Annotated in this window: 21 protein-coding genes; 17 read left to right on the forward strand and 4 right to left on the reverse strand. The window is 38.9% G+C overall.

Translation table 11 applies throughout. The annotated features are described in order from the left end of the window. Window positions 1-1,914 carry an ABC transporter ATP-binding protein gene (locus tag QMA08_RS00815; protein WP_002961781.1) on the forward strand — a complete coding sequence of 638 codons (1,914 nt, stop codon included), beginning with the start codon at window positions 1-3 and terminating at the stop codon, window positions 1,912-1,914. 11 nt (window positions 1,915-1,925) lie between these two features. After that, window positions 1,926-3,683 carry a DUF3466 family protein gene (locus QMA08_RS00820; RefSeq protein WP_182695654.1) on the forward strand — a complete coding sequence of 586 codons (1,758 nt, stop codon included), beginning with the start codon at window positions 1,926-1,928 and terminating at the stop codon, window positions 3,681-3,683. A gap of 102 nt (window positions 3,684-3,785) precedes the next feature. Here QMA08_RS00820 and QMA08_RS00825 read toward each other — a convergent pair whose 3' ends face one another. Next, window positions 3,786-4,292: a DUF2062 domain-containing protein gene (locus tag QMA08_RS00825; protein WP_024595571.1), complete on the reverse strand. Its 507-nt coding sequence runs from the start codon at window positions 4,290-4,292 to the stop codon at window positions 3,786-3,788. Between QMA08_RS00825 and QMA08_RS00830 the strand changes: the two genes are divergently transcribed. From QMA08_RS00830 to tcdA, 7 genes are read left to right on the forward strand one after another with little or no spacing between them, the layout of a single operon-like run. Next, a complete protein-coding gene (locus QMA08_RS00830) occupies window positions 4,272-6,539 on the forward strand; it encodes a DNA internalization-related competence protein ComEC/Rec2 (RefSeq protein WP_290173350.1) in 2,268 nt (755 codons plus the stop codon). The two genes, QMA08_RS00825 and QMA08_RS00830, sit on opposite strands and share 21 nt — an antisense overlap. Before the next feature lie 60 nt (window positions 6,540-6,599). After that, window positions 6,600-8,345 (forward strand): lipid A export permease/ATP-binding protein MsbA, encoded by a 1,746-nt coding sequence (gene msbA / locus QMA08_RS00835; RefSeq protein WP_149602576.1) that lies wholly within the window; start codon window positions 6,600-6,602, stop codon window positions 8,343-8,345. Next, entirely contained in the window at window positions 8,342-9,322 is a 981-nt protein-coding gene (gene lpxK, locus QMA08_RS00840; RefSeq protein ID WP_182736330.1) for a tetraacyldisaccharide 4'-kinase, read from the forward strand. Before msbA ends, lpxK begins: the two co-directional genes overlap by 4 nt. After that, window positions 9,312-9,509 carry a Trm112 family protein gene (locus tag QMA08_RS00845; RefSeq protein WP_002961789.1) on the forward strand — a complete coding sequence of 66 codons (198 nt, stop codon included), beginning with the start codon at window positions 9,312-9,314 and terminating at the stop codon, window positions 9,507-9,509. Before lpxK ends, QMA08_RS00845 begins: the two co-directional genes overlap by 11 nt. Continuing rightward, complete coding sequence (gene kdsB, locus QMA08_RS00850; RefSeq protein ID WP_002961791.1) at window positions 9,497-10,258, forward strand: 3-deoxy-manno-octulosonate cytidylyltransferase; 762 nt, start codon at window positions 9,497-9,499, stop codon at window positions 10,256-10,258. Before QMA08_RS00845 ends, kdsB begins: the two co-directional genes overlap by 13 nt. After that, complete coding sequence (locus QMA08_RS00855) at window positions 10,255-10,935, forward strand: TIGR01621 family pseudouridine synthase (RefSeq protein ID WP_290173351.1); 681 nt, start codon at window positions 10,255-10,257, stop codon at window positions 10,933-10,935. The genes kdsB and QMA08_RS00855 overlap by 4 nt, the downstream gene beginning before the upstream one ends. After that, window positions 10,936-11,733, forward strand: a complete 798-nt coding sequence (tcdA, locus tag QMA08_RS00860; protein WP_002961793.1) for a tRNA cyclic N6-threonylcarbamoyladenosine(37) synthase TcdA — start codon at window positions 10,936-10,938, stop codon at window positions 11,731-11,733. It begins immediately after the preceding gene. A 6-nt stretch (window positions 11,734-11,739) separates the two neighbouring features. Here tcdA and QMA08_RS00865 read toward each other — a convergent pair whose 3' ends face one another. From QMA08_RS00865 to QMA08_RS00875, 3 genes are all read right to left on the reverse strand, one after another. Continuing rightward, complete coding sequence (locus tag QMA08_RS00865) at window positions 11,740-12,156, reverse strand: SufE family protein (RefSeq protein ID WP_182715527.1); 417 nt, start codon at window positions 12,154-12,156, stop codon at window positions 11,740-11,742. 33 nt (window positions 12,157-12,189) lie between these two features. Next, the gene (locus QMA08_RS00870) at window positions 12,190-13,416 is read right to left on the reverse strand and encodes a SufS family cysteine desulfurase (RefSeq protein WP_182752034.1); all 1,227 of its coding nucleotides are present in this window, start codon (window positions 13,414-13,416) and stop codon (window positions 12,190-12,192) included. Between the two features lie 114 nt (window positions 13,417-13,530). Continuing rightward, window positions 13,531-14,817 (reverse strand): citrate synthase, encoded by a 1,287-nt coding sequence (locus QMA08_RS00875; RefSeq protein ID WP_002961796.1) that lies wholly within the window; start codon window positions 14,815-14,817, stop codon window positions 13,531-13,533. A gap of 420 nt (window positions 14,818-15,237) precedes the next feature. Between QMA08_RS00875 and sdhC the strand changes: the two genes are divergently transcribed. From sdhC to sucD, 8 genes are all read left to right on the forward strand, one after another. Further along, complete coding sequence (sdhC, locus tag QMA08_RS00880) at window positions 15,238-15,615, forward strand: succinate dehydrogenase, cytochrome b556 subunit (protein ID WP_122975019.1); 378 nt, start codon at window positions 15,238-15,240, stop codon at window positions 15,613-15,615. Next, window positions 15,606-15,953 carry a succinate dehydrogenase, hydrophobic membrane anchor protein gene (sdhD, locus tag QMA08_RS00885; protein WP_002961798.1) on the forward strand — a complete coding sequence of 116 codons (348 nt, stop codon included), beginning with the start codon at window positions 15,606-15,608 and terminating at the stop codon, window positions 15,951-15,953. Before sdhC ends, sdhD begins: the two co-directional genes overlap by 10 nt. After that, complete coding sequence (gene sdhA, locus QMA08_RS00890) at window positions 15,954-17,726, forward strand: succinate dehydrogenase flavoprotein subunit (RefSeq protein ID WP_002961801.1); 1,773 nt, start codon at window positions 15,954-15,956, stop codon at window positions 17,724-17,726. A gap of 10 nt (window positions 17,727-17,736) precedes the next feature. Beyond that, the gene (locus QMA08_RS00895) at window positions 17,737-18,453 is read left to right on the forward strand and encodes a succinate dehydrogenase iron-sulfur subunit (protein WP_002961804.1); all 717 of its coding nucleotides are present in this window, start codon (window positions 17,737-17,739) and stop codon (window positions 18,451-18,453) included. A 91-nt stretch (window positions 18,454-18,544) separates the two neighbouring features. Continuing rightward, window positions 18,545-21,364, forward strand: a complete 2,820-nt coding sequence (sucA, locus tag QMA08_RS00900) for a 2-oxoglutarate dehydrogenase E1 component (protein WP_290173352.1) — start codon at window positions 18,545-18,547, stop codon at window positions 21,362-21,364. Window positions 21,365-21,367: 3 nt separating this feature from the next. Then, a complete protein-coding gene (odhB, locus tag QMA08_RS00905; RefSeq protein ID WP_039487977.1) occupies window positions 21,368-22,885 on the forward strand; it encodes a 2-oxoglutarate dehydrogenase complex dihydrolipoyllysine-residue succinyltransferase in 1,518 nt (505 codons plus the stop codon). Between the two features lie 177 nt (window positions 22,886-23,062). After that, a complete protein-coding gene (gene sucC, locus QMA08_RS00910) occupies window positions 23,063-24,229 on the forward strand; it encodes an ADP-forming succinate--CoA ligase subunit beta (protein ID WP_002961809.1) in 1,167 nt (388 codons plus the stop codon). Next, a complete protein-coding gene (gene sucD, locus QMA08_RS00915) occupies window positions 24,229-25,101 on the forward strand; it encodes a succinate--CoA ligase subunit alpha (RefSeq protein WP_002961811.1) in 873 nt (290 codons plus the stop codon). The genes sucC and sucD overlap by 1 nt, the downstream gene beginning before the upstream one ends. Window positions 25,102-25,151: the final 50 nt, after the last annotated feature.

The raw sequence follows: 25,151 nt of genomic DNA on the forward strand, positions 1-25,151 counted from the left end.
ATGGATTTAATAAGAATTTTAAAAGCACAACTTGCTTTTGGTACACATGCTTTGCTTAACAAAGCAGACGCCGTTATAGAAAGTGGCGAAAGAGTGTGTGTAGTTGGTCGAAATGGCGCGGGTAAGTCAACGTTATTAAAAGTGCTAGATGGACAAGTTGTTTTAGATGACGGTGAGATAAATCAGCTTGGTGGCATTCGAATTTCTCGTTTAGAGCAAGATCCACCAAAAGGTGCAAGCGGAACTGTATTTGATTACGTTGCGCAGGGTATGCCGGAAATTGCTAACCTACTCATTGATTTTCATCATGTTAGCAACGAACTGCAAACACAATGTACTGATAAGTTATTAAATAAACTTGAACGTTTATCAAACCAACTTGAAGCCGCTGATGGTTGGCGCTTTGATAGCCGAATTCAATTAGTTTTGACACAGTTAGAATTAACACCAGAGGCTAAACTTGAGTCTCTTTCTGGTGGCTGGTTACGTAAAGTAGCACTTGCGCGTGCACTTGTAAGTGAGCCTGACTTATTATTACTAGATGAGCCAACAAACCATTTAGATATGGCAAGTGTAATGTGGCTCGAACAGTTTTTAAAAGAATTCAAAGGCGGCATTGTATTTATATCGCATGACCGTGCGTTTATTCGCGCTGTCGCTACGCGTATTTTAGATTTAGATCGCGGTAAACTTATTTCGTACCCAGGTGATTACGCGACTTATCTAGAGCAAAAAGCGCATGATTTAAAAGTAGAAGAAGCGCAAAATGCATTGTTTGATAAGCGTTTAGCTGAAGAAGAAACGTGGATTCGCCAAGGTGTTAAAGCGCGAAGAACGCGTAACGAAGGGCGTGTTCGAGAGCTAAAACAGCTACGTAATGAGCGCAAGCAACGTGTTGATCAAGTTGGAAAAACTGACTTTAATATTGAAACAGCTGATCGCTCAGGTAAGTTGGTATTTGAAGCTAAGAACCTTTGCCATGCATTTAAAGACAAAGTTATTGCTGATGATTTTTCGACACTTGTAATGCGTGGCGACAGAATTGGCTTAGTAGGCCCAAATGGTATTGGTAAAACAACACTATTAAAACTAATGTTTGGTGATTTAGAACCAGATAGTGGTATTACTAAGCAAGGTGTTAATTTAGAGTTTGCTTACTTTGACCAATACCGTGAAAAACTTGACGAAGAAGCAACTGTTCAAGATAACGTTGCCGAAGGTAAACAAGAAGTGATGATGGGCGGTCGTTCACGCCATGTTTTAGGTTACCTGCAAGACTTTTTATTCCCTCCAGCACGCGCTCGAACCCCGGTTAAAGCACTCTCTGGTGGTGAAAAAAATAGACTGCTATTAGCTAAACTGTTTTTAAAACCATCTAATATACTTGTTCTTGATGAGCCAACGAATGACTTGGACATTGAAACGTTAGAGTTACTAGAGGACATTATTAATCAATATCAAGGTACAGTGCTGATTGTAAGCCATGACCGAGAATTTATTGATAATACATGTTCTAGTGTATGGGCATTTGAAGGCAATGGTAAAGTAACAGATATCGTCGGTGGTTATAGCGACTATGAAGCTTATGTTGGTTACTTAGCTGAACAAGAAAAAAAAATTCAGCAACAACCAGTAAAAAAAGTTGAAAAAGTAGCCGCTCCAGCTGCAAAACCAGCAGCTAAGACAAATAAACTCTCTTACAAATTAAAACTTGAATTAGAGCAACTACCGAATAAAATGGAAAAACTAGAAGCTGAAATTGAAGCTCAACAAGCTGTAGTGAGTGACGCAAACTTTTTTAAACAAGAGAGTGATGTAACAACTAAAGCATTGAACCATTTAGCACAACTTGAGTCTGACCTTGAAGCTGCCCTTGAGCGCTGGGAAGAACTTGAAGAATTACAGAATCAGTAGTAAGGACTAAAATGAAATATAAATTACTCGCTGCCAGTATTTTAGCGACATTAAGCACTTCAGCAACAAGTGCAACGTACCAGTTAAGTGAATTAGGGACTCTTGAAGACGCTAAATATTCTTATGTAACAGATGTAAGCGAAAGCGGGCATATTATTGGTTTCGCAAATGGTTTATACAATTTACCTATTGATACAAGCTATATAGATTTTACTGAAAATGTTATTGAAAGTGCTTACGACAGCACAGAAGCAGCATATGAATTAAGTGATAAAGAAATTACTTTCACACTTGATGACATTGAAAATAATGATGCCGTAAGCACTAATCCTGATGCTCATGCTTTTATGGTTAGTTTTTTGGCAAATTCGAATTTAGGAATTCCGTCTAACTTTGAATATCAAAAAATGAGTTCTTTAGTTGGGATTAAATTTAACGAATCAGAGATTACTGAACAACCGATTTTTGATATAGCTTCTGTTGATTATGATGGATTAACTCGTTCTACTGTCAATCTTTTAAATGCAGTAAGTGAAGATGGCGTTACAGTCGGTTGGGGTAGCGCCCCATACGATAAAGTATCTTTTACACCTGATGGCGAAGATGATGCAGAAACGTGGTTTACTCATGAATTTATAGAACGTGGGATTGTAATAAGCGCTGATGGCAGTGTAAGTGTTGAGTTAGAGCCTGAGTTTAATGAATACGGTGGCACAAGCCGCGCTAACGATATTGTTAAAACTAACAGTGGTTATACCGTTGTAGGTAATATGTCTACAAGCATTCCAGATGACAGACAAGATAATATCGATGATAACTGTGATAATGAAGACGAACCTACGTCAGTATGTATCAACTTGTTAAATTCAAATATTACACGAGGCTTATTTAATAAGCGCGCTGTTAAATGGGAACTTGATGAATCACTTAATATCACGTCTGTTGAAGAGCTTGGTATGGCACTGACACCTGATGAAGGTGAAGCGGAAGATGATGCATTTACAAGTACTGCTTTAGCAGTGAACAGCAACGGGACAATTGTAGGTTCATCGAATACACGTTATTACAAAAATGACGATACAATTCTTACAATGCCAGTTTATTTTAAAGACGGTGCGGTTGTTGATTTTATTAATCAAGAAGATGACTGGCAGTCTGGTAAATCAATTGCTATTAATGATAACGATGTAATTACAGGTTATGCAACTAAACGTATTGAAGGTACTCTTCGTAATAAATTCTTTTACCATGATATAGCAACGGGTAGTACGGTTTTCCCTACTGATTACTTTTCAAGCTCAAGTTCTTACGGTAACGATATAAACAACCAAGGTTATATTGTAGGTGAAGGGGAAGTGGGTGTTTCTGATAGCTCGCGACTCAAAGAGGCCTTTATTTACAAAATTGGTGAAGACAAAATCACTAATCTAAACGATTTACTGCCTTGTTATGACACCGATGGTGAAACTGATTACGCTTATACTATGGTTGAAGCGACTGCTATCAACGAAAATAATGAAATATTTGGTACTGCGACTAAAACAGTTGAAAAGCTAGATTCATTAGGCGGTGTAGTAACTGATATTAATGGTGAAATTGAATATGAGAGTATTGCAATAGCAGTTAAACTAACGCCAATTGCAAATGGTGAAGTAGAAAGCTGTGCTCCAGTAGAAGCTGAAGTTTATGAGCGTAACTCTGCTAGCTTCCCTTGGTATACATTATTGTTATTACCACTGGTTGGCTTAAGGCGTGTATTTCGCTTTTAAAGTTTATTGATTATAAAAAAACCAACTTGATAAAGTTGGTTTTTTTTCGTCTATAATATTTTATTAGATTAGAATTGCAGCGATTATTTAGCTTTAACGCCACTAATTATTTCGTGATAACCATGCTTTTTTCACAGAGCGGCGCCAAATTATATCAATACCAAAATATCCTATAATTGATGCAATAGAAGCACATACTAATGAACCTAATAAAAATGCAGGACCAATTGTTTCTATACTTTCTAAAAACCAAGACCAACTTGCTTCAAATACAAAGTGTTGTTCTGGCTGATTAAGTATTAACGTACCCACTAAGTATGAGCCATAAAAGATAGGTGGCATGGTTAATGGATTCGTAAGCCATACTAAAGCAACTGATATGGGTAAATTAACCCTAAATAATATAGCACCTGCTGCGGCTAAAACCATTTGAAAAGGAACAGGGATGAAAGCAAAAAATAACCCAACCGCGAAGGCCCCTCGAGCTGAACGTCTATTTAAATGCCAAAGATTTGCGTCTTGTAAAAGCCGTCCAAATATTTTTAGTGATTTATGATGTCTAATTTTATTTGGATCAGGTAAAAATCTTTGGATCGTTTTTTTAGCCATTTAAAGCAACCATTTACATCAGTGTGGATAAGTCTTGGGTTTGTAATTGGCTGTGTAGCAACCGTGTTTTATTATCAAACTCTCGAATTTACAGTCTTCACAATTTTCATTGTAATAGTGAGCGCTTATTTTAAGCCGTTTTTAAACGTATTGTTAGGCTTTATTTGTGCAATTTGCTTTGTTGGTATGCATTTTTACCTTTTTTATAGTTTTGAAATACCAAAACCGAACGAAAAGTATGCACTTGATTCTACATTGGTTGTTGAAGAGGTTATTTCTGATAAAAAACCTCAGTATATCAAAGCCAAAATAGTGGCATTAGACGGGAGTAGTTTTTCGAATTTTAGAGCACCCAAAGCAATGCTCAGTGTTAATTCTGCACAGCCTTTTACAGTCGGGGATGAATTCTCTGCATTAATCCATTTAAAATATTTTCGCAGTAATAAAAATTTTAATGTGTTTGATACTGAACGTTATGCATTTATAAATAGAATATTATTTAAAGGAAAAGTTCTCAATAAAGAGCTTAATATAATACACAGCGATAAACAAAGCATCGTACTAGATTATCAAAACTTCATTAAAAATACCTATACAAATACAAGATTGCAGTGGCTCTATTATGCATTACTCAGTGGTGATAAATCGTTAATGAGCTATACAGATAAACAATTAATGCAATCACTTGGGTTAAGTCATTTACTAGCTATATCGGGCTTACATATTGGTTTGATTTTTAGCTTTGGTTATTTATTCATTCGATTTATCTGTACGAAAATAAACTTTTCAATTGGTCAATCATTTAACCTTACACTTTACTACAGTTCGTTCGGTTTTATAGCTGCATTAGTTTACGTATATTTAAGTGACTTTTTAGTATCAGCAACGCGAGCGCTAATTATGCTGGGTTGTTATTTGTTACTTTATTTTCTTGCTAAACAGCCGCTGCGTTGGCGTAGTATTTTATTTGCCTTGGTTATAGTGCTTGCTGTTAACCCATTTAATTTACTTAATCCAGGTCTGTATTTTTCATTTTTAGCGGTCGCTATAATTTTTACTGTTATTAATAAATTACCAATATTAAATACACGAATAAAAAACAAAATTATTGCGTTATTTGTTATTCAAGTAGCATTGTTTATCGGTTTATTACCACTTTCACTTTATTTTTTTAATGGCGTGAGTATTGCGGGCCTAGTCATTAACTTAATTGCGATACCGTTTCTTTCCATCATTATTTTACCATTTTTGATTGTTTTTACATTACTGAGTACTTTTATAGATATAGGTAATTTAATACATTTGTTTGATACAGGGTTATATGCGTTATTTAAATTACTTTATGAAATACCCGAGTCGTTAAGATGGCTGACAACAGGAAGAATCGAGTTAATATTCGTCATTTTTACCTATATTACTATGTTGATGATTTACTTCCTCCCCTATAAATTGCTCTGTTTCATTCCTTTAACAGTACTTTTATTGAATAATCTTCTAAAAGAAAAGCCTAACTGGCAACTTCATGTGTTTGATGTTGGGCATGGTCTCATGGCATTAATTGAAAAAGATAACCAAGTGCTTATCTATGATTTTGGTCCAAGTTATTTTAATCGTTTTAGCCGTACGCGAAGTATTTTATTGCCTTATATAAAAGCAAATAATTTCACAGTAAAAACAGCGATTCTAAGTCATGAAGACAGCGATCACGCTGGAGGAATACAGCATTTTATTGAAGCTGGATTTGGGGAAACATTAAAGCAATTTCATCCTGAAAATACACTTAATTTGTGTGAAGTTCAAAGTGTTGATTTTTTCGGTTTAAGAGTAGAAAGCTTTAGCACTAGAGGGTATGGGAATGAAAACGACGATTCATGCGTTGTTAGAGTATCGAGTAATACTCATAGTGTGTTATTTACAGGTGATATATCAAAATCTCGTGAAGCCTCCTTATTAGCGAATAATACACCGTTGAAAAGTACAGTCATGTTAAGCCCGCATCATGGCAGTGATACATCCTCAAGTGTTAATTTTATTAGTGATGTAGCTCCTAAAGTTGTGATTCATTCAAGTGCTTATAAAGGACAGTGGGAATTTCCCAAGCCCGTTGTTGTCGAGCGTTACAAAGCAATAAGCGCCGAGCAATTTACAACAGGCGTTGAAGGACAAATTAGTATTAAATTCTACTCAAACAATTTGGTCATAGAAACAGCAAGAGGGCAGGAAAGTTATTGGTTTATCAAAGATTGACGTTTAGTTTTATCTCATCGAAGGATACAATACAGGGAGTTACTGTATTTAGAGAGTGTTATGGATCAAAGTACTGCACAAATTTATAAACGTCTTGTTTCGTATGTTGGCGCATACAAAAGCGTCGCTTTTATCGCAATTGTTGGGATGATAGGCTATTCAGCAATGGATGCTTTATTCATTCAATTAATGAAGCCGTTTATTGATCAAGGTTTAAACCAGCGAAATACAGAAGTTTTAAAGTACGCTCCTTTTGTAGTTATCGCGTTAGTACTAGGGCGTGGTGTTTTTAACTTTATGTCTTCGTACTGTTTAAGTTATGTGGGCTCTCAAGTTGTACGCTCTTTACGCCAAGAGTTATTTGAGCACATATTGCATTTACCCGTTTCTTTTCATGACAAAAACTCAACAGGCGATTTAATTTCAAAAATCACTTTTGACACAGAGCAAGTTCAACAAGCAATTACTAAAGCGTTACTTATTGTTGTACGTGAAGGAGCCTTTGTTGTCTTTTTACTTGGTGTAATGTTTTATACCAGTTGGAAGCTCTCACTTATATTTTTAGTCATCATCCCTCTCGTTGCCATTATTGTAGCGGTTGTATCGAAACGTTTTCGCCATATTTCTAAAAGTATCCAATCAGCTATGGGGCAGGTTACACGTAGCTCTGAACAGATGCTTAGCGGACATAAAGTTATTCATGGATTTGGCGGACAAGACCAAGAAATAAACCATTTCTCAAAGATTAATAATCATAACCGCCAGCAGCGCATTAAAATGGATGCGACAAAAGCTTTAAGTGTATCAATTATTCAAATATTAGCAGCAAGTGCTATGGCTGTTATTTTATGGGCTGTATCTCTTCCATCAATGATTGATACGATTACCTCTGGTGACTTCATGGCATTAATTGCCTCAATGATGATGCTATTGCGACCGCTAAAACAACTCGCTAATGTTAATAGTGATATGCAGCGTGGTATCTCTGCTGCACAAAGTATATTTTTAGTTTTAGATGAAGAAATGGAAAAAGATACTGGCACCGTTTCAGTCGATAAAGTTAAAGGGTTAATTGAAGTTAAAAATGTAACCTTTAAGTACCCAACAAAAGATGAAGCCGTATTAAACGATTTGTCGCTAACGATTAAAGCGGGTGAAAGTATTGCCTTAGTAGGGCGCTCAGGCTCGGGTAAATCAACAATTTCTAATTTATTACCACGCTACTATGACCTAGAGTTACCGAGTGAAATATTACTTGATGGTATAGCCCTGCAGGATTATAAATTAACAGATTTGCGTCGCCAATTTGCTTTAGTGTCTCAACAAGTCGTGTTATTTAACGATACGATTGCTAACAATATTTGTTATGGCATAAAGCATGATGTGTCTGAGGAAGAATTAGAGCAAGTTGCTAAACAAGCGCATGTTTGGGAGTTTGTTAAAGACCTGCCAGAGCAATTAAACACCATGGTAGGTGAAAATGGTGTAATGCTCTCCGGCGGTCAACGTCAGCGTATAGCGATAGCACGGGCAATATTAAAAGACGCACCTATTTTGATTTTAGACGAGGCTACATCAGCACTTGATACCGAATCTGAAAAGCTTATTCAGCAAGCATTAGAAACGCTAATGAAAGATAAAACCTCAATTGTTATTGCGCACCGCTTATCTACTATCGAAAACAGTGACCGAATCTATGTTATTGATAATGGTCGTGTAATAGAAAGTGGCGATCACAATAGTTTATTAGCAAATGACGGTACTTATTCAGCCCTTTGCAAAATGCAGTTTGGTGATCAGGCGTGAGTAAAATAGAACAAAGCTGGTATAAACCATTTGGTCTAATTACTTTACTGTTATTACCATTAAGTGCTTTGTTTTGGGTTGTATCGTCATTTCGAAAATACTTATACAGCGCTAAAATACTTAAACCTTTTGAGTGCAAAACGCCTGTAATTGTAGTTGGCAATATAAGTGTTGGCGGTAATGGTAAAACGCCTTTTGTTTTGTGGCTGTATGGTCATTTAACACAGCAAGGTTTATCAGTGGGAATTATTAGTAGAGGATATGGTGGGCAATCAAAAAATTACCCGCTGTTAGTTACTGAGCTTGTAGATGCTCAGCAGGCTGGAGATGAGCCCGTACTTTTATACCATCGTTTAAAGTGCCCAATAGCGGTTGGGCCTAATAGACAACACAATATCGATTTATTAGAAAATAATTATACACTCGATGTTATTATTTCTGATGATGGAATGCAGCATTATAAAATGCCTCGTAGCATTGAGTGTTGTATTGTTGATAGTGAGCGTCGTTTTGGTAATGGCTTTGTTATGCCAGCAGGGCCACTTCGTGAAACAACTAAACGTTTGCAAAGTGTTGATATAGTAATTGAAAATGGTGGTGAGGCTAATAATAGCTACACATTACAAGTAAGTAATCTTCGCTTGGTTAATTCAAGCGATTATGCAAAAAGTAACGTAAGTGAAGCACATGCAATAAGTGCAATTGGGAACCCTAAACGGTTTGAAAACTCATTAGAAGCACAAGATATTACGTTATTATCGACTCATCATTTTAGAGATCATTATGCTTATACAGTAGATGATTTTGCCCAATTTGGTGATGATTGCATTATAATGACCGAAAAAGATGCCGTTAAATGTAAGTCCTTTGCAAAGCCTAATTGGTATTATTTACCAGTAGATGCACAACCTACCGATAGCGTAATAAACACATTAAATTCAATATTAAAAGAAAAAGGAATACTCAATGGCCTTTGATACAAAATTACTCGAGATAATTGCGTGCCCTGTTTGTAAGGGAAAATTACGCTTTGACAGAGAAAACAACGAACTAATTAGCACAGCAGCTAAGCTTGCTTATCCTGTTCAAGACGATATTCCAGTATTACTTGAAAATGAAGCACGTGAGTTATCTTTAGAAGAGGTTGAAAAGTGGAATTCGTAGTTGTAATTCCTGCTCGTTTTGCATCGACCCGACTACCAGGTAAACCGCTTGCTGATATTTGTGGCAAGCCAATGGTTCAACACGTTTACGAAAAAGCATGTTTATCAGGTGCTAGTAAAGTAGTTATAGCAACCGATCATCAAAAAGTATTTGATGCAGTAAGTATGTTTACTAATGATGTAGTAATGACGCGTGAAGATCACCAGTCGGGTACTGAACGATTAGCTGAAGTGGTTGATTTGCTTAAACTTGATAGCAATACAATTGTGGTTAATGTACAAGGCGATGAGCCATTACTTGCACCAGAAAACGTATCTCAAGTTGCTGCACTATTAAGTGATTCAACAGCACCAATGGCAACGTTAAGTGTTGCTATTGAAGAACGTGATGAAGTATTTAATCCTAATGCCGTTAAAGTGGTTAGCGATATAAATAAAAATGCCCTGTATTTCTCTCGTGCAAGTATACCGTTTGATAGAAATACGATGATGGGTGATAGCACTGCCCTTAATTTAGCCCCGTTTCAACGCCATGTAGGTATTTATGCGTACAGAGCGGGTTTTATTAAACAATACATAGAGCTGAGTGTATCACCACTAGAATTACTTGAATCACTTGAGCAGTTACGTGTTTTGTATCACGGTTATAAAATTAAAATAGAACAAGCTCAAATAGCCCCTCATGCAGGTGTAGATACGCCTGATGACTTAGCTAAAGTGATAGCGCATATTAAAAGTAAAAACGTGTGAGTGAGCAAGTAAGTAAGATATTAAAAGTTGTTTATACACATAACGATTTTTATATTTTAGAAAAGCCAGCGGGTCTTAATTTTCATTCTGAAGAAGGGCCTGGTTTTGTTGTTTTAGCCGAACAACAATTATCGCAAAAGCTTTATGCCGTTCATCGTTTAGATAAAGTGACATCAGGGCTGATTATTTTAGCGCGAAACAAATCCGCTGCAGCCGCCTTTACTGTTATGTTTACTGAGCATGCGATTGCTAAATTTTATTTAGCGATTAGTGATGCTAAACCTAAAAAGAAGCAAGGGTGGATAAAAGGCGATATGGCTAAGTCTCGCCGTGGCTCATTTAAGTTACTAACGAGTACACTTAACCCTGCAATCACCCGATTCTATTCTCTGAGTTATAAGCCAGGATTTAGAGGGTATATTTTAAAACCTTATTCAGGAAAGACGCATCAACTAAGAGTGGCACTAAAAAGTGTGGGCGCAGCTATTTTTGGCGATGCAATGTATTCAGGCACGCCATCAAATCGTACCTATTTACATGCATATGCATTGAGCTTTTTATGGCAAAGTGAACAAATACAGCTAACTTTATTACCCGATAATGGTGATGAGTATTTGGCGTTAATTAAACATCAAGATTTTCAAGCATGGCAATCGCCATGGCAACTGGATTGGTAAATGAGCGAAAAAGTTACAGATATACGTTTTGGTGGTATTAAACGTTTATATGGTCATCAACAGTTTGATTGGCTTCAAGAAGCACATTTTTGTGTAGTAGGTATTGGTGGTGTAGGAAGTTGGACAGCAGAAGCACTTGCACGTACTGGTGTTGGTAAAATAACATTGATTGATTTGGATGATATTTGCGCCACTAACGTCAATAGACAAATTCACGCGTTAACGGGCACTATTGGTCAAGCTAAAGTCGATGCAATGAAAGCGCGCTGCGAGCTCATTAACCCAGAATGCCAAATTAGTGTAATAGATGATTTTATTACACTTGATAATATTCAAGAGCATATTCAAGGTTTTGATTATGTAATTGATTGTATTGATGCAGTTAAAGAAAAAGCAGCATTAATTGCTCACTGTAAACGTAATAAACTACCTATAATTACAACAGGTGGAGCTGGCGGGCAAACAGATCCTAGCCAAATAACTTTTGGTGATGTAGCTAAAACTACGCAAGACCCATTACTTGCAAAGGTGCGCTATATTTTGCGCAAGCAATATAATTTTAGTAATAATCCTAAACGTAAGTTTAATATTGATTGTGTTTACTCAACAGAGCAATTGGTTTACCCAGGAAGCGATGGCAGCGTATGTCATGCTAAGCAAAGTGCTGATGGCACGATGAATATGGACTGTAATAATGGTTTTGGCTCTGTGACTATGATCACAGGAAGCTTTGGTTTTTTTGTTGCTGCTAAAGCTGTACGTAAATACCTAGATAAAAAACAACGCTCACAAGCTTAGTTTTCGTTAACTAAGCTTGTGTTGTGCCATGGTTTGTATCTTATCAACCATGGCTTTAATACCATTACCACGTGATGCGCTTAAGTGGCTTATAAGGCCGAGCTTTTCAAATTCTTCATACGCATTTTTATTCACTACCTGTTCTGGTGTAAGCCCGTTGTAAAGTGCTAAAATAATGGCTAATAATCCTTTTACTATACGAGTATCAGAGTCACCTATTACAACAAGTGTATTTTCGGTTAAGTCAAATTCAACGAACATCCATACTTTGCTTTCACAGCCTGGTACAAGTGCATCATCAGTTTTCAAAACATCAGCTAAAGCCGGTAACGTTTTTCCTAAAAGCATTATTTCACGATATTTTTGCTGCCAAGCAGGTGCATTTTTTATAGATTCTGTGACTTTGTTAAACGTATTTGTCATGAGTTATCCTAATTAATTCTATTAAACTGGCGTTCAATCTAATAAAGCGATACATTTTTTAAGTGAATCAATGAATATATCTACATCTTTGTAGGTATTATAAAAAGAAAAACTCGCTCTTAACGTTCCATTAAGCCCTAAATGTGTCATTAATGGTTGCGTACAATGGTGTCCACTTCTGACTGCAACCCCATATCCGTCAAGTAAAGTTGCCAAATCATAAGGATGTTCATCTTTAAAATTAAAACAGAGTGTACCAATATTGTCAGATAGGTTGCTGAATATGGTAATGCCATCCACCTTTACCAATTTTTGTGCCGCGTAACTAAACAATTCTTGTTCATATTGCTGTATTTGCACGTGATCTAATTCATTTAAATAGTCTAATGCGGCACCAAAGCCTAAAACTCCAGAAATATTTGGTGTGCCAGTTTCAAATTTTGCAGGCGCAGGGCGATAAGTGCTATGAGTTAAGTAAACTTTATCGATCATTTCACCGCCGGATTGGTAAATATCTAGCGTATTTAGCTCTTCATATTGGCCATAAAGTACACCTAAGCCTGTTGGACCGAGCATTTTATGGCTTGAGCAAACATAAAAGTCACAGTTTAATTCACGTAAATCGGGTTTTAAATGCAGTGCACCTTGGGCTCCGTCCACTAAAACAAGCGAATTCACCTCTTTTGCAGCTACAATTAGTGGCTTTAAATCAGTGATATTACCCAGTGTGTTCGATGCTTGTGTAATAGCTAATAAGGCAGGTTTTGTTTCTTTTATAAATTCACAGCATTGTTGGGTGTTTAGCGTGCCGTTATTATTTAGCGGCAGAGAGACTAATTTAGCTCCCGTCTGTTGGCTTACTAGTTGCCAAGGCACTATGTTTGCGTGATGCTCAAGCGGAGATATTATTATGGTATGACTTTCATCTAAACGCTTTTTTAAGCCGTTAGCGACCAAATTTATGGCTTCTGTAGCACCTTTAGTCCATACAATCTCTTTACTTAAGACATTAAAAAACCTTGCAGTTTTATCCCGGACTTGTTCATAAGAATAAGTGGCTTGCTCGCTAAGTGTATGGCGTCCACGGTGTACATTTGCATTTTGAGACGTATAAAACTCAGTAATTGTATCTATAACTGATTGAGGCTTTTGTGAGGTTGCTGCTGAGTCTAAATAAACAAGCGGGCAGCCGTTTATTGTTTGATTTAATGTCGGGAAGTCTTTTCTAATTTTATTTATATCAAACTTTAAAGTAGGCATAGCTCATCTACATAGTGTTTTTAAGGCAGGGATTGTAATCGGTTTATGATAATTCTCAAGTGCTGTTAATAAAAAAGGCCGCAAAATGCGGCCTTTTAAACTAACCAGCGTTAATTAACGCTTGTCAGTTGATACGTAGTCACGTTGAGTGTAACCAGTATACATTTGGCGAGGACGGCTGATCTTATGACCAGGCTGAGATAGCATCTCATCCCAGTGAGTGATCCAACCAACAGTACGTGCCATTGCAAAAATTACAGTGAACATGCTTGTTGGAATACCAATGGCTTTTAAGATAATACCAGAGTAGAAATCTACGTTAGGGTATAGTTTCTTCTCTACAAAGTACGGGTCTTCAAGGGCAATTTGCTCAAGCTTCATAGCAATATCAAGAAGTGGATCTTGGATATTTAGCTCAGCTAAAACTTCATGACACGTTTGACGCATTACTGTAGCGCGTGGATCGAAGTTTTTGTAAACGCGGTGACCAAAGCCCATAAGGCGGAATGGGTCAGCTTTGTCTTTAGCTTTAGCAACGTATTCATCAATACGGTCCACAGAGCCAATTTCTTCTAACATGTTTAAACATGCTTCGTTAGCGCCGCCGTGAGCAGGTCCCCATAAAGAAGCAATACCAGCTGCAATACATGCATACGGGTTAGCACCTGATGAACCAGCAAGACGCACTGTTGAAGTCGATGCATTTTGCTCATGATCTGCATGAAGCATAAAGATTTTATCCATAGCTTTAGCAGTTACAGGGTTAACTTTATATTCTTCAGCAGGTACAGAGAACATCATGTGTAAGAAGTTTTCTGCGTAGCTTAAATCGTTACGTGGGTATACAAACGGTTGGCCGATGTTTGTTTTATAAGCCATTGCAGCAATAGTTGGTAACTTAGCAACTAGCTTAACTGCACTTGTTTTACGTTGTTCTGCATCAGTAATATCAAGGTCTTCATGATAAAAAGATGATAACGCACCCACTACGCCACAAAGCATGGCCATTGGGTGAGCGTCAAAGCGGAAACCTTGGAAAAAGTTAGCAATCTTCTCGTCAAGCATAGTGCTTGTAGTGATTTCATTCTTAAAAACTTCGTATTGTTCTTTAGAAGGTAACTCACCATTTAAAAGTAAGTAGCAAAGCTCAATATAGTTAGAATCTTCAGCTAATTGCTCAATTGGGTAACCACGGTGAAGTAGTACACCTTTACCACCATCAATATAGGTGATTGCAGATTCACAAGAACCAGTCGACATGAAACCTGGGTCATAAGTAAAGTGGCCATGTGAACCTAACGTACGTACGTCGATTACATCTTGGCCAGCAGTGCCTTGATAAATTGGAAGTTCGATTGGATCTAGTCCATCAATATGGACTGTGGCTTTTTTATCTGCCATCGCTATGTATCTCCTATTAAGATATCTATTCTGATTTTTAGATTTTAAAGTTCTGAAATCTGTTTTAAGCACATCTTCGCATTTTAACGTGAAAGAGGGGGTTAAAGTCAATTTTTATAAACATTATGCATATATGTATAATAAATATTCGGTATTAATTAAATATAATACTATTGGCTAATTCGCAAACATCTCTAAATAAACAAGAATTGTAAAAAGTCCTGTGGGTATATATACTAACGGTGGTTTTAAACCGTATTGTATTTGGGTAAACATATTCTTAACAGCTTAAAATTTACTGTTTTGTGAACTTTAACTATTTTGATACGTTTATTCTGATAGTTCCATCAGTAATATTTGGTGGGTTTTTAGAAAAACAAGTAGATGAGCTCCACTGTGAGCAAAGATGGGCAAGTAACTGTGAAAAAGCAAAGACCTGTAAATCTAGATCTAACAACTATATCTATGCCGGCAACGGCTAAAGCTTCAATTTTTCACCGCGTCACCGGTGTTGCATTGTTTTTTGCTTTAACGTTTGTCATTTGGGCTTGGTCTGAGTCTCTCTCTTCAGCTGAAGGTTTTGAATTCGTCAAGGGTCTGTTTAACGGATTCATTGCCAAATTTATAGCTTGGGGCACTGTTTCTGTATTAGGTTATCACCTTATTGGTGGCATCCGTCATATGATTATGGATATGGGACATTGGGAAGAACTTGAATCAGGTAACCTCAGCGCTAAAGTATCAATGGCTCTTGGTGTTGTGTTTGCCGTATTGGCAGGGGTGTGGATATGGTTTTAAATCAAGCAACTCTAAAACGTGATGGTGTACAAGATTTCGTATCTTTACGTACCACGGCATTAATAATCAGCGCGTACGCGATTTTTATTATCGGCTATTTTTTAGCGACGCCAGAAGTCACTTTCGAAGCCTGGACAGGCCTCTTCTCTAACCTAGCAATGAAAGGGTTTACTTTAATTACCCTTATTTGCATTATGGTTCATACCCGCATTGGCCTTTGGCAAGTTCTTACAGACTATGTTAAGTGTTCGAAGTTGCGTGCTGTTTTAGGTTTTGTTTTAAACCTAATGGCCGTTGCTTACGTAGCTATTGGTCTAATCGTTTTATGGGGTGTTTAAGTGAAATATTCTGTTCGTGAATTTGACGCCGTAGTAATTGGTGCAGGTGGTGCTGGTATGCGCGCTGCTTTAGCAATTACAGAATCTGGCAAAACGTGTGCATTAATATCTAAAGTATTTCCAACGCGCTCACACACTGTATCTGCTCAAGGTGGTATTACAGTAGCGCTAGGTAATTCACACGAAGACAACTGGGAATGGCATATGTACGATACCGTTAAGGGTTCCGATTTTATCGGCGACCAAGACGCTATTGAATACATGTGTCAAACTGGCCCAGAAGCTATTACTGAATTAGAAAACATGGGACTACCATTTTCTCGTTTTGAAAATGGCCGTGTTTACCAACGTCCTTTCGGTGGTCAATCGAAAAACTTTGGTGGTGAACAAGCTGCACGTACTGCCGCTGCTGCTGACCGTACTGGTCATGCTTTACTTCATCTTCTATATCAACAAAACGTTAAAAACAAAACAAATGTATTCTCTGAGTGGTATGCACTTGACTTAGTTAAAAACGACAATGGCGATGTAGTAGGGTGTACAGCAATTGAGATTGAAACAGGTGAAATCACTTTCTTCAAATCTAAAGCAGTTGTATTAGCCACTGGTGGTGCAGGTCGTATATTCGCATCAACAACAAATGCTCACATTAACACCGGCGACGGTGTTGGTATGGCAACACGCGCTGGTATTTCTATGCAAGACATGGAAATGTGGCAGTTCCACCCAACGGGTATTGCAGGTGCTGGTACGCTAGTAACTGAAGGTTGTCGTGGTGAAGGCGGTTATCTTTTAAATAAAGATGGCGAGCGCTTCATGGAACGTTACGCACCAAACGCAAAAGACTTAGCGTCTCGCGATGTTGTTGCGCGTTCAATGATGACTGAAATCCGTGAAGGTCGTGGTTGTGATGGTCCTTGGGGTCCTCATATCAAGCTGAAACTTGACCATTTAGGTGAAGAAACGCTTAACCTACGTCTTCCTGGCGTATGTGACCTAGCTAAAACTTTCGCTCACGTTGATCCAGCTAAAGAACCAATTCCAGTAATTCCTACTTGTCATTATATGATGGGTGGTGTTCCTACTAACGTAAATGGACAAGCACTACAAATCGATGCTCAAGGCAACGAAAAAGTAGTTGAAGGTTTATTTGCTGTTGGTGAGATTGCATGTGTATCTGTACACGGTGCAAACCGCTTAGGTGGTAACTCATTACTAGATTTAGTTGTATTTGGCCGTGCTGCTGGTAACTTCTTAGGTAAATACCTTAAAGATGTTGAAGTGTCAAAAGCGGCTTCAGAGTCAGATTTAGAAGCGTCTCTTGCACGTTACAACCGTTGGGAAAATTCAACGGCTGGCCAAGGTGAAGATCCAGTTCAAATCAAAAAAGATCTACAGCAATGTATGCAGCTTAACTTCTCGGTATTCCGTGAAGGCGATTCAATGGCTTCAGGTCTTCAAGAACTTAAAGAAATTCGTGAACGTCTGCAACATGCTCGTCTTGATGATAAATCATCAGACTTCAATACGCAGCGTATCGAATGTCTTGAACTAGATAACTTAATGGAAACAGCTTACTCAACTGCAGTAGCTGCAAACTTCCGTACAGAAAGCCGTGGTGCACATTCTCGCTTTGACTACCCAGATCGTGATGACGAAAACTGGTTATGTCACTCAGTATTCAATCCTGTAACGGATGAAATGAGTAAGCGTGATGTAAACTATGCGCCTAAAACGCGTGAAGCTTTCCCACCTAAAGCACGTGTTTACTAGGAGATAGACGATGGCACAAGTACAATTTTCAGTTTATCGTTATAATCCAGATGTTGACAACGCTCCTCGTATGCAAGAATACACCTTGCAAACAGAGGAAGGTCACGACATGATGGTGTTAGATGCACTTATTCTTTTAAAAGAACAAGATCCTACACTATCTTTTCGTCGTTCATGCCGTGAAGGTGTGTGTGGATCTGATGGTGTTAACATGAATGGTAAAAATGGTTTAGCATGTATTACTCCTTTATCTACGCTACAAAAAAATGGCAAAGGTAAAATTGTAGTACGTCCGTTACCAGGCTTACCTGTGGTTCGTGACCTTGTTATTGACATGAGTCAGTTCTACACTCAGTACGAAAAAGTTAAACCTTATTTAATTAATGATCAGCCTGCAGCAGGCGAGCGTCTTCAATCTATTGAAGAACGTGATAAATTAGATGGGCTATATGAGTGTATTTTGTGTGCATGTTGTTCGACATCGTGTCCTTCGTTCTGGTGGAATCCAGACAAGTTCATTGGTCCAGCAGGTCTTCTTCACGCTTACCGTTTCTTAGCTGATAGCCGAGATACAGCAACTGAAGAACGTTTAGCGGATTTAGACGATGCGTTCAGTGTGTTCCGTTGCCACAGTATCATGAACTGTGTTAGCGTTTGTCCTAAGGGTCTTAACCCGACTAAAGCAATTGGGCAAATCAAATCTATGTTATTAAACCGAGCGGTTTGATTACTTAGTAAACGTAAGATGGCTAATACAGATTATTAGCCATCTTGTTATGATAACTATTAATTTCTGCGCTAAAGAAAAGGGCTTATAAATGCACGAAGGTGTGATGAAGGCATGGCTAGAATCTTCACATTTAAACGGCGGCAACGTTGCTTATGTAGAAGAGCTTTATGAAGCGTATTTAGACGATGCGACTTCTGTGCCAGATGAATGGCGAGAAGTGTTCGAACAATTACCTAAAGTTGATGGTGTGGATGTTGAAGTAAAACATTCAGAAGTTCGAACGCAGTTTGCACAGCTTGCAAAAAACAAGCATAGAGAAGTAGTGGTAGCAGAGGGTAGTGGCGGTGACCTTAAACAGGTTAAAGTTCTACAACTTATTAATGCTTTCCGTTTTCGTGGACACCAAAATGCAAACCTAGATCCATTAGGTATTTGGCAACGAGAGCGTGTACGAGATTTAGAGCTAGAGTACCACGACTTATCTTCAAGTGATTTTGACCGCGAGTTTAACGTAGGATCGTTTGCCGTAGGCCGCGATACTATGCCTTTAGGTGAACTATACCAAGCACTAAAAACTACATATTGTGGTTCAATTGGCGCTGAGTATATGCACATCACATCAACAGAGGAAAAGCGTTGGTTACAACAGCGTTTAGAATCTGTCCAGTCTAGGCCAAAATTCGAAAAAGACGAAAAGCTGCGTATCCTAAAAGGATTAACTGCTGCTGACGGACTTGAAAAATATTTAGGGGCTAAGTTCCCAGGTGCTAAGCGTTTCTCACTTGAAGGTGGCGATGCGTTAGTTCCAATGTTAAAAGAGCTTATTCACCGCGCTGGTGAAAGCGGCCAACAAGAAGCTGTTATTGGTATGGCTCACCGTGGTCGTTTAAATGTTCTTGTAAATGTACTTGGTAAAAATCCATCAGAGTTATTTGATGAGTTTGCTGGTAAACATAAAGAAACATTAAGTTCTGGCGATGTTAAATACCACATGGGTTATTCATCTGACTTTGCTACTAAAGGTGGCAATGTTCATATGGCGCTTGCGTTTAACCCGTCTCATCTTGAAATTGTAAACCCAGTTGTTATGGGCTCAGTACGTGCTCGTCTTGACCGCTTAGGTGACAGTTCTGGTATTAAAGCTTTACCAATTACAATTCATGGTGATTCTGCGGTTACAGGCCAAGGTGTTGTACAAGAAACGTTTAACTTATCACAAACTAACGCGTTTAGTTGTGGTGGTAGTATTCGTATTGTTGTAAATAACCAAGTTGGTTTTACTACATCAAAACAAGACGATGTACGCTCTACAGATTACTGTACTGACATTGCTAAAATGGTTCAGTCACCTATCTTCCATGTTAACTCTGATGACCCTGAAGCAGTTGCATTTGTTACTCAAATTGCACTTGATTTCAGAAACCAGTTTAAACGTGACGTAGTAATCGATTTAGTATGTTACCGTCGCCATGGTCACAATGAAGCTGATGAGCCTAATGCAACTCAGCCTGTTATGTACCAAAAAATTAAAAAACACCCAGTTCCACGTTTAATATACGCAGACCAACTTATAGCTGAAGGCTCTTTTTCTGAACAAGAAATAAAAGCACTTGCTGATGAGTACCGTAATGCATTAGACGAAGGCAACTGTGTTGTTTCAGAAATTCAACCAGAGACATCGCATTCTTCAGATTGGGCAAAGTATGTTGGCCATGAATGGGATGTTGATTACGATGCCAGCGTACCTGTTGAAGAGCTCAAAGCACTCGGTGAGAAAATCTCTTCTTACCCAGAGCAATATAAAGCACAGTCACGCGTTAAAAAGATTTACGATGATCGTAAATTAATGGCTTCTGGTGAGAAACCTCTAGATTGGGGTATGGCAGAAACACTTGCTTATGCAACAATCGCAACTGAAGGCACTGACATTCGTTTAACTGGTCAGGATTCAGGGCGTGGCACATTCTTCCATCGTCATGCTGTTGTTCACAGTCAATCAGACGGCGCTACTTATACACCTCTACAGCACTTAAGCGAAGATCAAGGTACTTTTGAAGTATTTGACTCTGTTTTATCTGAAGAAGCTGTTGTTGCTTTTGAATACGGTTATGCAACTGCAGAGCCTACTTCATTAGTACTTTGGGAAGCACAGTTTGGTGATTTCGCCAACGGTGCACAGGTTGTATTTGACCAATTCCTAAGTTCTGGTGAGCAAAAATGGGGCCGTTTATGTGGTCTTACAATTTTGTTACCACATGGCTACGAAGGACAAGGTCCAGAACATAGTTCAGCTCGTTTAGAGCGTTTCCTACAACTATGTGCTGATCACAACATGCAAGTATGTGTTCCATCTACTCCTGCACAAGTTTACGCTATGCTTCGTCGTCAATCAGTTCGACCACTACGTCGTCCGTTGATTGTTATGACGCCTAAGTCGTTGCTTCGTCATCCTCTTGCAACTTCATCGCTTGAAGAGCTATCGCATGGTGTTTTCCATAATATGATCGACGAAGTTGATGATATTAACCCTGAGAAAGTCGAACGCGTTGTATTTTGTAGTGGTAAAGTTTATTACGAACTATTACAAGAGCGTCGTAAGCTTGAGCAAGATAATATTGCTATTGTTCGTGTTGAGCAGTTATATCCGTTCCCACATGACGAAATGCAAACAATTATGGAGCGTTACCAACACGTAACTGATTTTGTATGGTGTCAAGAAGAGCCACAAAACCAAGGTGCATGGTACTGTTCACAACATCACTTTATTGATGCAATCCCACAAGGTGCTAAATTAAAATATGCAGGACGTAAAGCGTCTGCATCACCAGCGTGTGGTTACATGTCAGTACATACTAAAGAACAACAAGCGCTCGTTGCCGACGCGCTTACTATAGAAAATAAAGGATAAGCAATGAGCACAGAAATTAAAGTTCCTGTTCTTCCTGAGTCGGTTGCAGATGCTACCGTTGCTACATGGCATGTAAGTGTTGGCGACAAAGTAACTCGCGATCAAAACTTAGTAGACATTGAAACAGATAAAGTGGTTTTAGAAGTTGTTGCACAGCATGACGGTGTAATTACAGAAATATCACAAGAAGAAGGTGCAACCGTACTTGGCGATCAAGTTATGGGTTTACTTGGTGATGCTGATGCAGCGCCAGCAAGTGAAGGTTCATCTAAAGAAGAATCAGCACCAGCTAAATCAGAAGACGCGCCAGCGGCGCAATCAGCACCAGCATCAGAAGGTAAAGAAGTGGACATTAAAGTACCTGTACTTCCAGAATCAGTTGCAGACGCAACAATTGCTACATGGCATGTACAACCAGGTGACGCAGTAACACGCGACCAAAACTTGGTAGATATTGAAACAGATAAAGTTGTTCTTGAAGTAGTAGCTCAAGAAGATGGCATCATGGGAGATATCATTCACAACGAAGGCGATACTGTACTAGGCGAGCAAGTAATTGGTTCGGTTAAAGCAGGCGGTGCACCAGCGGCTCCAGCTGCAAAAGCAGACGAAACGCCAGCAGCAGATTCTAGCGAAAGTTCAGATGTGTTAACACCATCAGTTCGTCGTTTAATTGCTGAGAAAGGCTTAGACGCTTCTAAAATTAACGGCACAGGTAAAAATGGCCGCGTAACTAAAGAAGACGTTGATACGTTCTTAAAAGCACCAGCGCCAGCGGCTAAAAAAGCAGAAGCTTCTGCTCCTGCAGCACCGATGGGCGATCGTACTCAAAAACGTGTTCCTATGACTCGTTTACGTAAAACGATTGCTACACGTCTTCTTGAAGCAAAAAATTCAACTGCAATGTTAACAACATTCAACGAAGTGAACATGGAACCAATCATGAGCCTTCGTAAGCAGTACCAAGAAGTATTTGAAAAGCGTCATGGTATTCGTTTAGGTTTCATGTCTTTCTACGTGAAAGCGGTAACTGAAGCACTTAAACGCTTCCCAGATGTTAATGCATCAATTGATGGTGACGATATTGTTTACCACAACTATTTTGATATCAGCATTGCAGTATCTACTCCACGTGGTCTAGTTACTCCAGTACTTAAAGATTGTGACAAACTATCTGTTGCTGAAATCGAAAAGGGTATTCGTGAATTAGCACTTAAAGGTCGTGATGGTAAGCTAACGCTTGCAGATATGACCGGTGGTAATTTCACTATCACTAATGGCGGCGTATTTGGTTCATTACTATCTACACCTATCATTAACTTGCCACAGTCTTCAATTTTGGGTATGCATAAAATCCAAGACCGTCCGATGGCTGTAAATGGTAAAGTAGAAATACTACCTATGATGTATTTAGCACTTTCTTATGACCACCGTATCATTGATGGTAAAGAATCTGTTGGTTTCTTAGTGACTATTAAAGAGTTACTTGAAGATCCAACTCGCTTATTGCTAGATGTTTAATCTAGTTGTATGAAATGTAAGCTGTGAATGAACATTCACAGCTTTTTTTTTGCGCCTTTGGTCTTACTGGGGTTTTCATGTTAAGCCTTGGGATCTATACTAGGTGCGCAATTTGGGATAGTTGTTTATTTGAAAAAATATTCAGCTCTTTTAGTATAAAAAATTGGATAAAGCATCATGAATTTGCATGAGTATCAGGCAAAACAACTTTTTGCCGAATATGGTTTACCAGTTTCTCAGGGTTTCGCTTGCGATACACCTGAAGAAGCTGCAGCAGCTGCTGAAAAAATCGGCGGTGATATGTGGGTTGTTAAAACTCAGGTTCACGCAGGTGGACGTGGTAAAGCTGGCGGTGTAAAGCTAGTAAAAACTATCGACGAAGTAAAAGCGTTTGCAGCTAACTGGTTGGGTAAAAACCTAGTTACTTACCAAACAGACGAGAAAGGCCAGCCAGTAGCTAAAATTTTAGTTGAAAGCTGTACTGACATTGCTAACGAATTGTACCTAGGTGCAGTAGTTGACCGTGCATCTCGCAAAGTAGTTTTCATGGCGTCTACTGAAGGCGGCGTTGAAATTGAAACTGTTGCAGAAGAAACACCAGAGCTTATCCACAAAGCTGAAATTGATCCATTAGTGGGTCCTCAAGCTTACCAAGCACGTGAACTAGGCTTCAAATTGGGTCTTAACCCAGTACAAATGAAGCAGTTTGTTAAGATCTTTATGGGTCTTGGTAACATGTTTACTGATTTTGATTTCGCACTACTTGAAATCAACCCGTTAGTAATTACAGACGAAGGTAACCTTCACTGTCTTGACGGAAAAATCGGTATTGATGGTAATGCACTTTACCGTCAGCCTAAAATCCGTGAGTTCCACGATCCATCTCAAGAAGATGCACGTGAAGCACACGCAGCAAGCTTCGAGCTTAACTACGTTGCTCTAGATGGCAATGTTGGTTGTATGGTTAACGGTGCAGGCCTAGCAATGGGTACTATGGACATCGTAAACCTACACGGCGGCAAACCGGCTAACTTCCTAGATGTTGGCGGCGGCGCGACTAAAGAACGTGTTTCTGAAGCATTCAAAATCATCCTTTCTGACGACAATGTTAAAGCTGTTTTAGTAAACATCTTTGGCGGTATCGTACGTTGTGACATGATTGCTGAAGGTATCATTGGCGCAGTTAAAGAAGTTGGCGTAAATGTACCTGTAGTTGTACGTTTAGAAGGTACTAATGCTGAATTAGGTCGTGAAGTTCTTAAGAACTCAGGTCTAGATATCATTGCTGCTGAATCACTAACAGACGCTGCTGAGAAAGTTGTAGCTGCTGCGGAGGGCAAATAATGTCTGTATTAATCAATAAAGATACAAAAGTTATCTGTCAAGGTTTCACTGGTGGCCAAGGTACTTTCCACTCAGAGCAAGCGCTTGAGTACGGTACACAAATGGTTGGTGGTGTAAGCCCAGGTAAAGGCGGTCAAACGCACCTTGGTCTTCCTGTATTCAACACAGTTCGTGATGCTGTTCAAGAAACTGGCGCAACTGCTTCAGTTATCTACGTACCAGCTCCTTTCTGTAAAGATGCAATCTTAGAAGCTATCGATGCTGGCATCGAGCTGATCGTTTGTATCACTGAAGGTATCCCTACGCTTGATATGGTTGACGTTAAAGTTAAACTAGATCAAACAGGTACTCGTATGATCGGTCCTAACTGTCCAGGTGTTATTACTCCTGGTGAGACTAAGATTGGTATCATGCCTGGTCACATCCACAAACCTGGTAAAGTAGGTATTGTTTCTCGTTCTGGTACTTTAACGTACGAAGCGGTTAAGCAAACTACTGATGCTGGTTTTGGTCAGTCTACGTGTGTTGGTATTGGTGGTGATCCAATCCCAGGTACTAACTTTATCGACGTTTTAGAAATGTTCGAAAAAGATCCACAAACTGAAGCAATCGTAATGATTGGTGAAATTGGTGGTACTGCAGAAGAAGAAGCTGCAGAGTACATCAAAGCTAACGTAACTAAACCTGTAGTATCTTACATTGCTGGTGTTACTGCACCAGAAGGTAAGCGTATGGGTCACGCTGGCGCAATCATCGCAGGCGGTAAAGGTACTGCTGATGAGAAATTTGCTGCATTAGAAGCTGCGGGCGTAAAAACTGTACGTTCACTTGCTGAAATCGGTAAAGCACTTAAAGAGAAAACAGGCTGGTAATTGCTTGTTTCCTCTGAAAAGGCCCGCTTATGCGGGCCTTTTTGTTATTG

Origin of the sequence: Pseudoalteromonas sp. APC 3355 (genome assembly GCF_030407615.1) — a bacterium.
GTDB classification, from domain to species: Bacteria; Pseudomonadota; Gammaproteobacteria; order Enterobacterales; family Alteromonadaceae; genus Pseudoalteromonas; species Pseudoalteromonas distincta.